The organism is Micromonospora sp. WMMD1274 (genome assembly GCF_049179035.1).
GTDB lineage: Bacteria > Actinomycetota > Actinomycetes > Mycobacteriales > Micromonosporaceae > Micromonospora > Micromonospora tulbaghiae.
In genome coordinates this window covers 5,814,060-5,826,253 of record NZ_JBMHMG010000001.1, presented here as the reverse complement: position 1 = coordinate 5,826,253, position 12,194 = coordinate 5,814,060, and the positions used below count along the sequence as shown (strand labels likewise).

Genomic DNA, 12,194 nt, shown 5'->3' with positions numbered 1-12,194 from the left:
GCCACACCACCGCAAGGTCATACAGTCGAGTGCATAGGAATGAGGCGAGTCTCTCGCCAGCCGTGGAGTTGCGGCCCGATTCCGGGCCGCAACTCCACGACGGGCAGGGCGTCAGGCGCCGCGCAGCGTGGCGCCGAAGCGCTCGGCGGCGACAGCGACCGCCGCGTCGCGCGCGGCCACCGCCTCCTCGCCCGCGAGGGTCCGGTCCGGGGCGCGGAACGTCAGCTTGTACGCCAGCGACTTGCGTCCCTCGCCGAGCTGCTCGGAGGTGTAGACGTCGAACAGGCGGACGTCCTCCAGCAGCGGGCCCGCGCCCTCGACCAGTGCCGCCCGCACCTCGGCGGCCGGCACCGAGTCGTCCACCACCAGCGCCACGTCGATCAGCGCCGGCGGGAACGTGGAGATGGTCGGGCCGGCCGCCAGCGGGGCGGCGGGCAGCGCGTCCAGGTCCAGTTCCATGGCGCTGGTACGCCGGGGCAGCTCCAGCGCGGCCAGCACGGCCGGGTGCAGCTCACCGGCGTGGCCGACGACCACGTCGTCCACCACCAGCTCGGCGCAGCGGCCCGGGTGCCAGGGCGCCCGCTCCCCGGCCCGTACCGTCACCCGGTCGGCGGGGATCCCGGCGGCGTCGAGCACCGCCCGGCCCGCCTCGACGGCGTCCGCCCAGCCGGCCGTGCGGCCCGCGCCCCACCAGCCGGCCGGTTCGATCTCACCGGTGAGCGCCACCGCGACGTGCCGGGGCTGGGCGGGCACGACCGCGTCGGCGGCGGCGAACTCCTCGTCGGTGGGCCGCCGGTCCACGCCCATCGCGGGCGGGGCGCCGGCGCCGGGACGCGGGTGGAAGACGGTGCCGATCTCGTAGATCGCCACGTCCCGCTGGCCCCGGCCGACGTTGCGCTTGACGATGCCGAGCAGCGGGCCGAGCAGCGTGGTGCGCAGCAGCGGCTCCTCCTCCGACAGCGGGTTCGCCAGGCGTACCGCGGGGCGGCGCGGGTCGTCGGCGGGCAGGCCGAGCTGGTCGACCAGCTCCGGCGCGACGAACGGCTGCGCCAGCACCTCGACGTAGCCGCGCTCGGCGAGCGAGCGGGCGACGGCCCGGCGGCGCTGCTGCTGCCAGGTCAGGCCCCGGCCGGGCCGCGCGGTGGGCAGCACCGACGGCACCCGGTCGTAACCGTCGAGGCGTACCACCTCCTCCACCAAATCGGCCGGGTCGGTCAGGTCGGGCCGCCAGCTCGGCGGCGTCACGGTCAGCACCTCGCCACCCCCGGCGGCGGAACCGCCACCGGCGGCCGTGCCGACGCTGCCCGGGTCCTCGGCGAGCCGGTCGGCGCCGCGGGTGACGGTGCAGCCGACCTGCTCCAGCAGCTCCACCACCCGGTCCGGCGGGTACGCCACGCCGACGCGCCGCGACGGCAGGTCCACCGGCAGCGTCACGGGCGTGCGCGGCGCGACGTGGTCGATGTCGAGCACCTCCTCGCCGGCGGTGCCGCCGGCGAGGTCGGTGAGCAGCCGGACCGCCTTCTCCAGCGCGACGAGCGGCAGCGCCGGGTCGACGCCACGCTCCCACCGCTTCGCGGCCTCGCTGAACAGCTTGTGCCGTCGCGCGGTACGGCCGACGGTGGCCGGATCCCAGTGCGCCGCCTCGAACAGCACGTTCGTGGTGGAGGCGAGCACCTCGCTGGTCTCGCCGCCCATCACCGCCGCCAGCGAGATCGGAACGCCGGCGCCGTCGCCTGCGAGGGCGTTGGGCAGCCCAGCGTCGCAGATGACCAGGTCCTCGGCGGACAGGGAGCGGCTCACCCCGTCCAGCGTGGTCAGCTTCTCCCCCGCCTCGGCGCGGCGCACCACGAGCGTGCCGGCGATCCGGTCCGCGTCGAAGGCGTGCATCGGCTGGCCGAGTTCGAGCATCAGGTAGTTGGTGATGTCGACGGCGAGCGAGATGCTGCGCACCCCGGCCACGGTGAGGCGCTGCCGCATCCAGCCGGGCGTCTCGACGGTCGGGTCGACGCCGCGCACCATCCGCGCCGCGAACCGGTCGCAGCCGACCGGGTCACGGACCTCCACCGGGTACGCCGGCTCGGCGGTCCCCCCGGGCGCGGGCGCGTCGGCCGGGTCGCGGAACGGCACGCCGAGCGCGTGCGACAGCTCCCGGGCGATGCCGCGCACGCTCAGCGCGTACCCGCGGTCCGGGGTGATCTCCATCTCGACCACGACGTCGTCCAGGCCGACGACGGGCCGCGCGTCGTCGCCGGGCTGGGCCTTGACGTCCTCGGGCAGCACGACGATGCCCGAGTGGTCGTCGCCGAGCCCCAGCTCCTGGGCGGAGCAGATCATGCCGTGAGAGTTGCGCCCGTACGTCTTGCGCGCGCCGATGGCGAACCCGCCCGGCAGCACGCCCCCGGGGAGGATGACCACGACCTTGTCGCCCACGGCGAAGTTGCGCGCCCCGCAGACGATCTCCTGCGGCTCGCCGGTGCCGTTCGCGGCGCCGACGTCCACCCGGCAGAAGCGGATCGGCTTCTTGAAGCCGGTCAGCTCCTCGATCTCCAGGACCTCGCCCACGACCAGCGGGCCGGTGACCGACTCGCGCAGGTCCACGACGGACTCGACCTCGATGCCGAGGTCGACCAGCGCCTGCTCCAGGTCGCCGGTGGGCAGGTCGGCCGGCAGGTCCACGTACTCCCGCAGCCAACTGACAGAGACTCGCATGACTGTTAAACCACCGTTCCCGTAGCTCAGGCGCCGAACGCACGGGTGAACCGCACGTCGCCCTCGGCCATGTCCCGCATGTCACTGACGCCGTGCCGGACCATCACGGTCCGGTCGATGCCCATGCCGAACGCGAATCCGGAGTAGACCTCCGGGTCGATGCCGCAGGCGCGCAGCACCCGCGGGTTGACCATGCCGCAGCCGCCCCACTCGACCCACTGCGGACCGTCCCGGTGCTCCGGGAACCAGACGTCGAACTCCGCCGACGGCTCGGTGAACGGGAAGTAGTGCGGCCGCCAGCGCGTCTTCGCGCCCTCGCCGAACATGGCCCGGGCGAAGTGGTCGAGCGTGCCGCGCAGGTGCGCCATGGTGATGCCCTTGTCCACCACCAGGCCCTCGACCTGGTGGAACACCGGCGCGTGGGTGGCGTCCAGCTCGTCGGTGCGGTAGACCCGGCCGGGCACCACCACGTAGATCGGCGGCTTGCGGGTGAGCATGGTGCGCGCCTGCACCGGCGACGTGTGCGTACGCAGCACGAGGCCCGAGCCTTCGGGTGCGATGTGGAACGTGTCCATCAGACCGCGCGCCGGGTGGTCGGCCGGGATGTTCAGCGCGTCGAAGTTGGTCCACTCCAGTTCGACCTCGGGGCCCTCGGCCACCTCGTAGCCCATGCCGATGAACAGGTCGCTGATCTGCTCCATCAGCACGCTCAGCGGGTGGCGGGCGCCGCGCGGCCGGCGGTCGTACGGCAGGGTCACGTCGACCCGCTCCTCGACCAGCACCCGCGCGGCCCGTTCCCGGTCCAGGATCTCCTGCCGGGCGGCGTACGCGGACTCGATCGCCCGGCGGGCCTCGTTGACCCGCTTGCCGGCGTCGGCCTTCGCGGCCGGCGGCAGCGCGCCGATCTCCCGGCGGGCCAGCGACACCGGGGACCGGTCGCCGAGGTGCGCGGGGCGCAGCACGGCGAGCGCGTCCGGGTCGGTCGCGTCGGCGAACGCCTTCTCGGCGTCGGCCACGGCCCCGGCCAGGGCGTCCGGGTCGAGCAGGGCGACCTGCTTCGGGTCGTACGGATCGTTGCGGTAGCTCATGGTGAACGGGCACTCCCTCACGGCGGCGCCGACCCTCACGGGTGGCTAGGCGAGTCTACGGACGCGCGGCTTCGCCGCAGCCCGCCGGTGGGGAGTCGTGCAGGGGGAAGGGTCAGGCCCGCCGCCCGCCGACACCGGCGGGCTGGCTAAACGAACGCCGTGGCGCGTTCATGACGAGGCGGACTCCCCTGCTGTGTCGTGCGTGGCCCTGGGGGCACGCTGTGCTCTGGCGGAAGAATACAGGCACACGGCCGCCGCCGCAGCCAGGTTCAGGCTCTCCGCGCGCCCGTGCAGCGGCACCCGGACCCGGGCGTCGGCCGCGGCGGTCAACTCGTCGGGCAGGCCGTGCGCCTCCGAGCCGAACAGCCACGCGGCAGGTGTGGCCAGCCTTCCTGCGTCGGCGAGGTCGTCCAGGTCGCTGTCGCCGTACCCGGTGGTGGCGAAGATGGTGAGGCCGGCGGCCCGCAGCGCCTCGACGGCGGCGAGCGGGTCGGCGGCGCGCACCACGTCGACGTGGAAGAGGCTGCCGGCGGAGGCTCGCACGCACTTGCCGTTGTAGGGGTCGACCGCCTCGCCGGCGAAAACCACAGCGCCCGCGCCGGCCGCGTCGGCGGTGCGCAGCACCGTGCCGGCGTTGCCCGGGTCGCGGATCCCGGCGAGCACCGCGACCAGTCGCGGCCCGCGCGCCACAGCCTGCTCCAGGGGTACGTCGAGGTGCCGGCAGACCGCCACCAGGCCCTGCGGTGCGACCGTCTCGGTGAGCGCCGCGAGCGCGTCGTCGGTCACCTCGGAGACCGGCACGTCGGCCCGGGCGGCAGCGGCGGCGAGATCGGCGTACCGGTCGAGCGCCGCCGGGGTGCCGAACAGCTCGACCACGGTGCCGGTGCGGGCGAGCGCCTCCCGGACCGCCTGCGGCCCCTCGGCCAGGAACCGGCCGGCCTGGTCGCGGTCGCGCCGGCGCTGCAACCGGCGGGCCGCCACGACCCTGGGGGTACGCGGGGTGAACGGTCCGGGAACGGCGTCGAGGCGCCTCCCCTGCGACTGTGACTGCATGGGAGACGCCTCGATCTGCCGTACGGGGTGGGTCAGGCGGCCTGAGCCGCGGCGCCACCGGTGCCCTCGGCCGCCACGGCGGCGCGGGCCAGCTCGACGATCGCCGCGAACGAGGCGGCGTCGTTGACGGCCATGTCGGCCAGGATCTTCCGGTCGACCTCGATGCCGGCCAGGCGCAGGCCCTGGATCAGCCGGTTGTAGGTCAGGCCGTTGGCCCGGGCGCCGGCGTTGATCCGCTGGATCCAGAGCTGCCGGAAGTCGCCCTTGCGGTCGCGACGGTCCCGGTAGGAGTACTGCATCGAGTGCAGCACCTGCTCCTTGGCCTTGCGGTACAGCCGGGAGCGCTGACCGCGGTAACCACTCGCGGTCTCCAGCAGGGTACGACGCTTCTTCTGGGCGTTCACAGCCCGCTTGACGCGTGCCATCTCAACTCCTTCTTCGGTTCAGGTGGCTCGCGTCAGCGGCCGAGCAGCTTCTTGATGCGCTTGGTGTCGGCCTTGGCCAGCTCGACGGTGCCGGTCAGCCGACGGGTCTGGGTGCTGGGCTTCTTCTCCAGGTTGTGGCGAAGGCCGGCCTGCTGGGCAACGATCTTGCCCTTGCCGGTCACCTTGACCCGCTTGCCCATACCCGTGTGGCTCTTCATCTTCGGCATTGGAACGTCTTCTCCCCTGTTACTGGCCGCTGGTCTCAGCGGTCGTGCCGGTCTCACCGGCTGCTGCGGTCTCGCCGGCCGCCGGGGTCTCGCCGGTCGCCGGAGCGGCCGATTCCTCCGCAGCCCGGTCGCGCGGTCCACCGCGGGACGCCGTGGCGGCGACCGCGGAGGCCTTCACGGCCCGGTGCGGAGCGAGAACCATGATCATGTTTCGGCCGTCCTGCTTCGGCGCGGCCTCGACGTATCCCAGGTCCGTGATCTCGGACTCGAGCCGGCGCAGGAGCCGGTAACCCAGCTCCGGGCGGCTCTGCTCGCGACCGCGGAACATGATCGTCACCTTGACCTTGTCGCCGGCCTTGAGGAACCGCACCACGTGACCCTTCTTGGTCTCGTAGTCGTGCGGGTCGATCTTCGGCCGGAGCTTCATCTCCTTGATGACGGTCTGCTGCTGGTTACGCCGCGCTTCGCGCGCCTTGAGTGCGCTCTCGTACTTGAACTTGCCGAAGTCCATGAGCTTGCACACCGGCGGGCGCGCCATCGGCGCAACCTCGACCAGGTCCAGGTCGACGTCCGCGGCCAGCTGCAGGGCGCGCTCAAGCGGGACGATGCCCACCTGCTCACCCTCAGGGCCGACCAGTCGGACCTCACGTGCCCGGATCTGCTCGTTCACGCGTGGTTCGACGCTGATGGGGCCTCCTCGAGTCGAGTCTCCTACGGTGCCGACTCCGTGGGCTCCCGGGTGGGAGCCGACCCGGAAAGCAGAAGGCCCCGGCGTATGCCAGGGCCCACTCGACCGGTCGGCACGATCACAGGATCGCGCATCCGGCGTCGGGACGTGCCCGAAACCGGGGACCGGACCCGGCCACCGTGGCGGCGACTCGGGTGGGAGCGGGCGCTCCGCTTCTCGACCGCCCGCGCGTCAGGGACGGGGGCAGTCTGGTCGACTCCGCAACACTACACCCTCGGCCCAGGCCCACCCAAACCGGGCTCGCTGGTCAGCGGGGTGCCGACTGGCCGGCGGACAGCGCCGCCAGGTGCGCCTGGTGCAGGCGGCGCAGCGCGCGGACCGCCTCGACGGCGCTCTCCTTGTCGGCGGCCTGCAACGCGACCATCGGCAGCAGGTCGTCGTCGTGCAGCTCCAGGCTGGCCCACGGGGCGCCCCGGTCGAACCGGACACCACGGACGACCTCCCACGGCAGCTCGTACGAGCTGAACACGTTGCGCACCCGGACGCCCCTGGCGTCGGCGATCACGCGGGGGCGGGTGAACAGCAGGAAGCCCAGCGCGCCGAAGACGCCCAGGCCGATCATGGCGAACTGGTCGCCGCGCTGGAACGTGCCGTAGCCGTTGCCGGTGGCGCCGGTCAGCGACGTCGCGACGAGGCTGAACACCACGATCAGCGTGACGGCCGAGGCCCAGCAGACGACCCGGACGCGGCGGGGTCGCACGGTCACCACGGAATCGCTCACCCGACCAGTCTGCCATCCGGTTCGGGCGCGCCTTCGGCCGCCACACGGTCCGGGCCGCGCCGGCGCAGGCTGGTGACCACCACGGCGAGCAGCGTGAGCAGGGCGCCGGCCAGCACCGGCAGCCGGACACCGGGGCCGCCGGGCAGTACGAGGTCGAGCAGCAGCGCGCCGCCGAGCTGCCCGGCCACCAGCGCCAGGCCGGTCCGCAGCACCCCGGCGGCGCGTACCCCGACCAGCAGCGAGAGCACGATCCCGACGCCGAGCAGGCCACCGAGGTAGAGCCACCACTGGGCAGGCCAGGGGGGCTGGCTCGCGAGCGCGCCGGTGAGCGCCGCGACCGCGCCGATCACCACGGTGCTGACCGCGAAGTTGACGGCGAGGCCGGCGGCCGGGCCGACCGAGGCGGCGACCCGGCCGTTGAGCGCGGACTGCCCGGCCACCGCCAGCCCGCCCAGGACGCAGAGCAGCACCAGCCCGACCGCCAGGTCACCGATCGGGCGGCCGAGCTGGGCGAGCGCGACAGCGCCGACGCCGAGCACCGCCCCGCCGACCCGGGGCACCGTGAGCGGCATCCGGCCGGTGGCGGCCAGCCCGGCCCGGTCCACCGCGAGGCCGCCGAGGCTGCCGCCGGCCACCTGGGCGATGGTGAACACCGCCACCCCGAGCACCGGCACCACCACCGGCGCGACCAGCACGATCACCGCGCCGCCCACCCCGCCGAGGTACGTCCACCACGGCAGCCCGGAGCGGCGCAGCCCGGCCAGCCCGGCGCGCATCGAGGGCAGCGCCACGATCCCGGCCAGCACCAGCAGGCAGCCGCCGAGGTTGTTGACCACCGCGCCGAGGACCGGGGCGCCGGTCCGCTCCCCCATCTCGGCGTTGACCGCACCCTGGGCGGCCGAGGCCACGCCGCCGGCCACGACCACGGCCAGCGCGGCCGGGAGCGGCAGCGGCCTCACAGCCGGCAGGCGTGGATGTTGGTGACCAGGATCGCGCGGGCGCCCAGCTCGTACAGCTCGTCCATGATCCGGTGCACGTCGTCGCGGAGCACCATCGCCTGCACCGCGACCCAGCCCTCCCGGTGCAGCGGCGAGACCGTCGGCGACTCGATGCCCGGGGTCAGCGAGCTGGCCCGGTCGAGCAGGCCGGCCGGCACGTCGTAGGCGAGCATCACGTACCGGCGGGCGACCAGGACGCCGTGCAGCCGGCGCTGCAGTTGCTCCTGCTGCGCGCCGCCGGTCGCGCCGGCGCGGCGGACCAGCACCGCCGAGGAGCGCAGCAGCGGCTCGCCGAAGACCACCAGGCCGGCCTGGCGCAGCGTCGCGCCGGTCTCCACCACGTCGGCGACGACGTCGGCCACGCCGAGGCGGATGGCGTTCTCCACCGCGCCGTCCAGGCGGATCACGTCGGCCTTGACGCCCAGCTCGGCCAGGTGCCGCTCGACCAGACCCGGGTACGCGGTGGCGATGCGGTGCCCGCCGAGCTGCTGGACGGAGGCGACGTCGTCGGGCCGGGCGGCGAACCGGAACGTGGCCCGCCCGAAGTTGAGGTCGACCACCTCCTCGGCCGGCGCGCCGGAGTCGATCAGCAGGTCGCGGCCGGTGATGCCGACGTCCAGGTCACCGGAGCCGACGTAGGTGGCGATGTCCTTGGGACGCAGGTAGAAGAACTCGATGTCGTTGGGTTCGTCCCGGCAGACCAGGTCCTTCGGGTCGGTGCGCTGGCGGTAGCCCGCCTCGCGCAGCATCCCGGCGGCCGACTCGGCCAGGGCGCCCTTGTTGGGTACTGCGACACGCAGCATGGGAGTGCTCCTTCGTTCGATCGGATGATCAGCGGACGGGCACTCACAGATGTCGGTAGACGTCCTTCAGTTCCAGGCCGGTGGCGAGCATCAGCACCTGCGCCTGGTAGAGCAGCTGGGAGATCTCCTCGGCGGCCCGCTCCGGGCCCTCGTGCTCGGCGGCCATCCACGACTCGGCCGCCTCCTCGACGACCTTCTTGCCGATGAAGTGCACGCCCTTGGCGAGCGCCTCGACCGTGCCCGAGCCCGGGGTGCCGGCGGCGGCCTTGGCCTGCAGCTCGGCGAACAACTCCTCGAACGTCTTCACGGAAGGCGATTCTTCCAGCCGCTCCCGGTGACGGGCCGGGTGGGTCAGGCGAAGCCGACCCGGTGGGCGGACTGGGCGTCCAGCGCGCGGACGGCCAGGGCCGCGTCCAGCGCGGCCACCGTCGCCGACCAGCCCTTGTCCTCGGCCGAGCCGGGCAGCCCGGCCCGGTCCCGGGCCTGCTCGATGGTGTCCACGGTCAGCACCCCGTGCGCCACCGGCCTGCCCTCGTCCAGCGCCACCCGGGTCAGCCCTTCGGTGACCGACTGGCAGACGTAGTCGAAGTGTGCCGTCGCGCCGCGTACCACCACGCCGAGCGCGACCACCACGTCGAAGCGGCGGGCCATCGCCTGGGCCACCACCGGCAGCTCCACCGAGCCGGCCACGCGGGCCACCACGGCCCGCGCCCCGCAGGCCTGCGCGGCGGCCACCGCCCGCTCGGTCATGTGGTCGGTCAGGTCGCCGTGCCACCGGGCGGCCACCACGCCGACCGTCATCCCGGCGGCGTCCACCGCGGTCACGCCCGGCTCACCGAAACCCGCCATCGCCCTACGCTCCGATCTCGTCACCGGCGACCGGGCGGCCCATCGGCGCCTCGGTCACCTCGTCCAGTCCGTCCAGCAGGTGGCCCATCCGGTCCCGCTTGGTGCGCAGGTAGCGCACGTTCTCCGGGTTGGACCGCACCGGCAGCCCCTCCCGGCCGGTCACGGTGAGGCCGTACCCCTCCAGGCCGGCCCGCTTGGCCGGGTTGTTCGTCAGCAGCCGCATCGTCCGGACGCCCAGGTCGTAGAGGATCTGCGCGCCGGTGCCGTAGTCGCGGGCGTCGGCCGGCAGCCCGAGGTCGAGGTTCGCGTCCACGGTGTCGCGGCCCTGGTCCTGGAGCTGGTACGCCTGGAGCTTGTGCAGCAGGCCGATGCCCCGGCCCTCGTGCCCGCGCACGTAGAGGACCACGCCGCGCCCCTCCGCGGCGACCCGCGCCAGCGCGGCCTGCAGCTGCGGGCCGCAGTCGCAGCGCAGCGAGCCGAACACGTCGCCGGTGAGGCACTCGGAGTGCACCCGCACCAGCACGTCCCGCCCGTCGCCGAGGTCGCCCATGACCAGCGCGACGTGCTCGGCCGGGTCGTGCTCGGCGCGGTAGCCGAGCGCCCGGAACACGCCGTACGGGGTGGGCATCCGGGCCTCGGCGGCCAGCTCGACCTGCTTCTCGGTACGCCGCCGGTAGGCGATCAGGTCCGCGATGGTGACCAGCGTCAGCCCGTGCTCGGCGCAGAACTTCTCCAGGTCCGGCAGGCGCATCATGGTGCCGTCGTCGTTCACCAGCTCGCAGAGCACCCCGGCCGGGCGCAGCCCGGCCAGCCGGGTCAGGTCCACCGCCGCCTCGGTGTGCCCGGGGCGGCGCAGCACCCCGCCGGCACGGGCGCGCAGCGGCACCACGTGACCGGGCCGGGCCAGGTCGGTCGGGCCGGTCGCGGCGTCGGCGAGCAGCCGGATGGTGTGCGACCGGTCGGCGGCCGAGATGCCGGTGCTGACGCCCTCCCGGGCGTCCACCGTCACCGTGTACGCGGTGCCGCGCCGGTCCTGGTTGGTGTGGTGCATCGGCGGCAGGTCCAGCCGGTCGCACTCGTCCTCGGTCAGCGGCACGCAGATGTAGCCGGACGTGTAGCGGACCATGAACGCGACCAGCTCCGGCGTGGCCAGCTCGGCCGCGAAGATCAGGTCGCCCTCGTTCTCCCGGTCCTCGTCGTCGACCACGACCACCGGACGCCCGGCGGCGATGTCCGCCACCGCCTGCTCGATCGATCCGAACGTGCTCATGCCACGGCCTCCGAGTACGTCGCCGGGATCGGGGCGGGCGCGGTCGCGACGGCCCGGGAGGTGCGCCACCAGCTGTACAGGCCGGCCGCGCAGAACGCGCCGTAGACCAGGTACATGGCGGCCGACGGGTAGAAGCCGCCGCGCAGCAGCAGTGGCACACCGACCGCGTCGACGGCGATCCAGATCAGCCAGAACTCCACCCAGCCGCGGGCCATGCCGTACGTGGCGAGCAGGCTGCCGACCAGGATCCAGGCGTCCGGCAGCGGCCCCCACGAGCCCAGCGCGGCGAGCACCGGGTACGCGGCGGCGGTGCCGGCGGCGGCGGCCACGAGCAGGCCGAGCCGCTCCCGCCAGGTGGCCCAGCGCGGCACCACGGCCGGCTCGTCCCCGCCACCGGCGCGCCGGTTGCGCGACCAGCGCCACCAGCCGTACACGCTGACGGCGAAGAAGAAGACCTGCCGGCCGGCCTGGCCGTAGAGGTCGTGCGCCTGCGGGGTGACGAAGACGCCGCCGAGGAACACGGTGAGCAGCAGCGCGTTGCCGATCATGCCGACCGGCCAGGCCCAGACCACCCGGCGCAGCCCGAGCAGCGCCGAGCCGAGCCCGAACACGTTGCCGACGATCTCCCGCACCAGCACCGGCGAGCCGGCCACGTGCACCTGGGCGTCGAGCAGCCAGCCGAGCGGGCCCATCACCGCGCACCCCCCGCGCTCCGGTCGCCGAGCAGCCGCTCGACGTACTTGGCCAGCACGTCCACCTCCAGGTTGACCGGGTCGCCGATCCGCTTCGTGCCGAGCACGGTGAGCTTCAGCGTGGTCGGGATCAGGCCGACCGAGAACCAGTCGTCGCCCACCTCGGCGACGGTCAGGGACACGCCGTCGACGGTGATCGAGCCCTTCTCCACCACGTACCGGGCCAGTCCGGCGGGCAGCCGGAACCGCACCGTCTCCCACTGCGCCGCGGGCTCCCGGGCGACGATCTCGCCGACGCCGTCGACGTGGCCCTGCACCAGGTGCCCGCCCAGGCGGCTGTCGAGCGCGGCGGCCCGTTCCAGGTTGACCGGGTCGCCGGGACGCAGCGCGCCGAGTGCGGTGCGGCGCAGCGTCTCGCCCATCACGTCGGCGGTGAACACGCCGCCGTCGACGTCGACCACCGTCAGGCAGACGCCGTTGACCGCGATCGAGTCGCCGTGCCGGGCGTCCGAGGTGACGAGCGGGCCGCGGATGGCGACCAGCGCGGAGTCGTCGCCGGTCTCGGTGCTCCGGACGATCTCGCCCAGTTCCTCGACGATGCCGGTGAACAT

Annotated in this window: 14 protein-coding genes; all 14 read right to left on the bottom strand. The window is 74.0% G+C overall.

Annotation, left to right across the window (positions count from 1 at the left end):
• Nucleotides 1–111: 111 nt before the first annotated feature.
• Nucleotides 112–2,709 (bottom strand): phenylalanine--tRNA ligase subunit beta, encoded by a 2,598-nt coding sequence (locus ACN27D_RS27605; protein ID WP_421500355.1) that lies wholly within the window; start codon nucleotides 2,707–2,709, stop codon nucleotides 112–114.
• A 26-nt stretch (nucleotides 2,710–2,735) separates the two neighbouring features.
• On the bottom strand, nucleotides 2,736–3,797 hold the full coding sequence (gene pheS, locus ACN27D_RS27600; RefSeq protein WP_121685670.1) for a phenylalanine--tRNA ligase subunit alpha: 1,062 nt from the start codon (nucleotides 3,795–3,797) through the stop codon (nucleotides 2,736–2,738).
• 168 nt (nucleotides 3,798–3,965) lie between these two features.
• Entirely contained in the window at nucleotides 3,966–4,850 is an 885-nt protein-coding gene (locus ACN27D_RS27595; protein WP_358194466.1) for a TrmH family RNA methyltransferase, read from the bottom strand.
• 32 nt (nucleotides 4,851–4,882) lie between these two features.
• On the bottom strand, nucleotides 4,883–5,275 hold the full coding sequence (gene rplT, locus ACN27D_RS27590; RefSeq protein ID WP_043324928.1) for a 50S ribosomal protein L20: 393 nt from the start codon (nucleotides 5,273–5,275) through the stop codon (nucleotides 4,883–4,885).
• Nucleotides 5,276–5,307: 32 nt separating this feature from the next.
• On the bottom strand, nucleotides 5,308–5,502 hold the full coding sequence (gene rpmI, locus ACN27D_RS27585) for a 50S ribosomal protein L35 (protein ID WP_007075851.1): 195 nt from the start codon (nucleotides 5,500–5,502) through the stop codon (nucleotides 5,308–5,310).
• A 19-nt stretch (nucleotides 5,503–5,521) separates the two neighbouring features.
• Nucleotides 5,522–6,172, bottom strand: coding sequence for a translation initiation factor IF-3 (gene infC / locus ACN27D_RS27580; protein WP_120570487.1), 651 nt, complete (start codon nucleotides 6,170–6,172; stop codon nucleotides 5,522–5,524).
• A 325-nt stretch (nucleotides 6,173–6,497) separates the two neighbouring features.
• Nucleotides 6,498–6,971, bottom strand: coding sequence for a PH domain-containing protein (locus tag ACN27D_RS27575; RefSeq protein WP_181726749.1), 474 nt, complete (start codon nucleotides 6,969–6,971; stop codon nucleotides 6,498–6,500).
• Complete coding sequence (locus ACN27D_RS27570; protein WP_421500354.1) at nucleotides 6,968–7,930, bottom strand: DMT family transporter; 963 nt, start codon at nucleotides 7,928–7,930, stop codon at nucleotides 6,968–6,970. Before ACN27D_RS27570 ends, ACN27D_RS27575 begins: the two co-directional genes overlap by 4 nt.
• Nucleotides 7,927–8,772, bottom strand: a complete 846-nt coding sequence (gene hisG / locus ACN27D_RS27565; RefSeq protein WP_120570489.1) for an ATP phosphoribosyltransferase — start codon at nucleotides 8,770–8,772, stop codon at nucleotides 7,927–7,929. Before hisG ends, ACN27D_RS27570 begins: the two co-directional genes overlap by 4 nt.
• 43 nt (nucleotides 8,773–8,815) lie before the next feature.
• Complete coding sequence (locus tag ACN27D_RS27560) at nucleotides 8,816–9,097, bottom strand: phosphoribosyl-ATP diphosphatase (RefSeq protein ID WP_198039659.1); 282 nt, start codon at nucleotides 9,095–9,097, stop codon at nucleotides 8,816–8,818.
• 26 nt (nucleotides 9,098–9,123) lie between these two features.
• Nucleotides 9,124–9,621, bottom strand: coding sequence for a 6,7-dimethyl-8-ribityllumazine synthase (gene ribH, locus ACN27D_RS27555; protein WP_121685674.1), 498 nt, complete (start codon nucleotides 9,619–9,621; stop codon nucleotides 9,124–9,126).
• A 4-nt stretch (nucleotides 9,622–9,625) separates the two neighbouring features.
• Nucleotides 9,626–10,891 (bottom strand): bifunctional 3,4-dihydroxy-2-butanone-4-phosphate synthase/GTP cyclohydrolase II, encoded by a 1,266-nt coding sequence (locus ACN27D_RS27550; protein ID WP_120573848.1) that lies wholly within the window; start codon nucleotides 10,889–10,891, stop codon nucleotides 9,626–9,628.
• Nucleotides 10,888–11,583 carry a nicotinamide riboside transporter PnuC gene (gene pnuC, locus ACN27D_RS27545; RefSeq protein WP_121685675.1) on the bottom strand — a complete coding sequence of 232 codons (696 nt, stop codon included), beginning with the start codon at nucleotides 11,581–11,583 and terminating at the stop codon, nucleotides 10,888–10,890. Before pnuC ends, ACN27D_RS27550 begins: the two co-directional genes overlap by 4 nt.
• Nucleotides 11,583–12,194 (bottom strand): riboflavin synthase, encoded by a 612-nt coding sequence (locus ACN27D_RS27540; protein ID WP_121685676.1) that lies wholly within the window; start codon nucleotides 12,192–12,194, stop codon nucleotides 11,583–11,585. The genes pnuC and ACN27D_RS27540 overlap by 1 nt, the downstream gene beginning before the upstream one ends.

Coding starts and splice junctions, on each gene's coding strand:
- ACN27D_RS27605 (WP_421500355.1), bottom strand. CDS start 2,709: ATGCGAGTCTCTGTCAGTTGGCTGCGGGAGTACGTGGACCTGCCGGCC.
- rplT (WP_043324928.1), bottom strand. CDS start 5,275: ATGGCACGCGTCAAGCGGGCTGTGAACGCCCAGAAGAAGCGTCGTACC.
- ACN27D_RS27550 (WP_120573848.1), bottom strand. CDS start 10,891: ATGAGCACGTTCGGATCGATCGAGCAGGCGGTGGCGGACATCGCCGCC.
- hisG (WP_120570489.1), bottom strand. CDS start 8,772: ATGCTGCGTGTCGCAGTACCCAACAAGGGCGCCCTGGCCGAGTCGGCC.
- ribH (WP_121685674.1), bottom strand. CDS start 9,621: ATGGCGGGTTTCGGTGAGCCGGGCGTGACCGCGGTGGACGCCGCCGGG.
- pheS (WP_121685670.1), bottom strand. CDS start 3,797: ATGAGCTACCGCAACGATCCGTACGACCCGAAGCAGGTCGCCCTGCTC.
- ACN27D_RS27540 (WP_121685676.1), bottom strand. CDS start 12,194: ATGTTCACCGGCATCGTCGAGGAACTGGGCGAGATCGTCCGGAGCACC.
- rpmI (WP_007075851.1), bottom strand. CDS start 5,502: ATGCCGAAGATGAAGAGCCACACGGGTATGGGCAAGCGGGTCAAGGTG.
- ACN27D_RS27595 (WP_358194466.1), bottom strand. CDS start 4,850: ATGCAGTCACAGTCGCAGGGGAGGCGCCTCGACGCCGTTCCCGGACCG.
- pnuC (WP_121685675.1), bottom strand. CDS start 11,583: ATGGGCCCGCTCGGCTGGCTGCTCGACGCCCAGGTGCACGTGGCCGGC.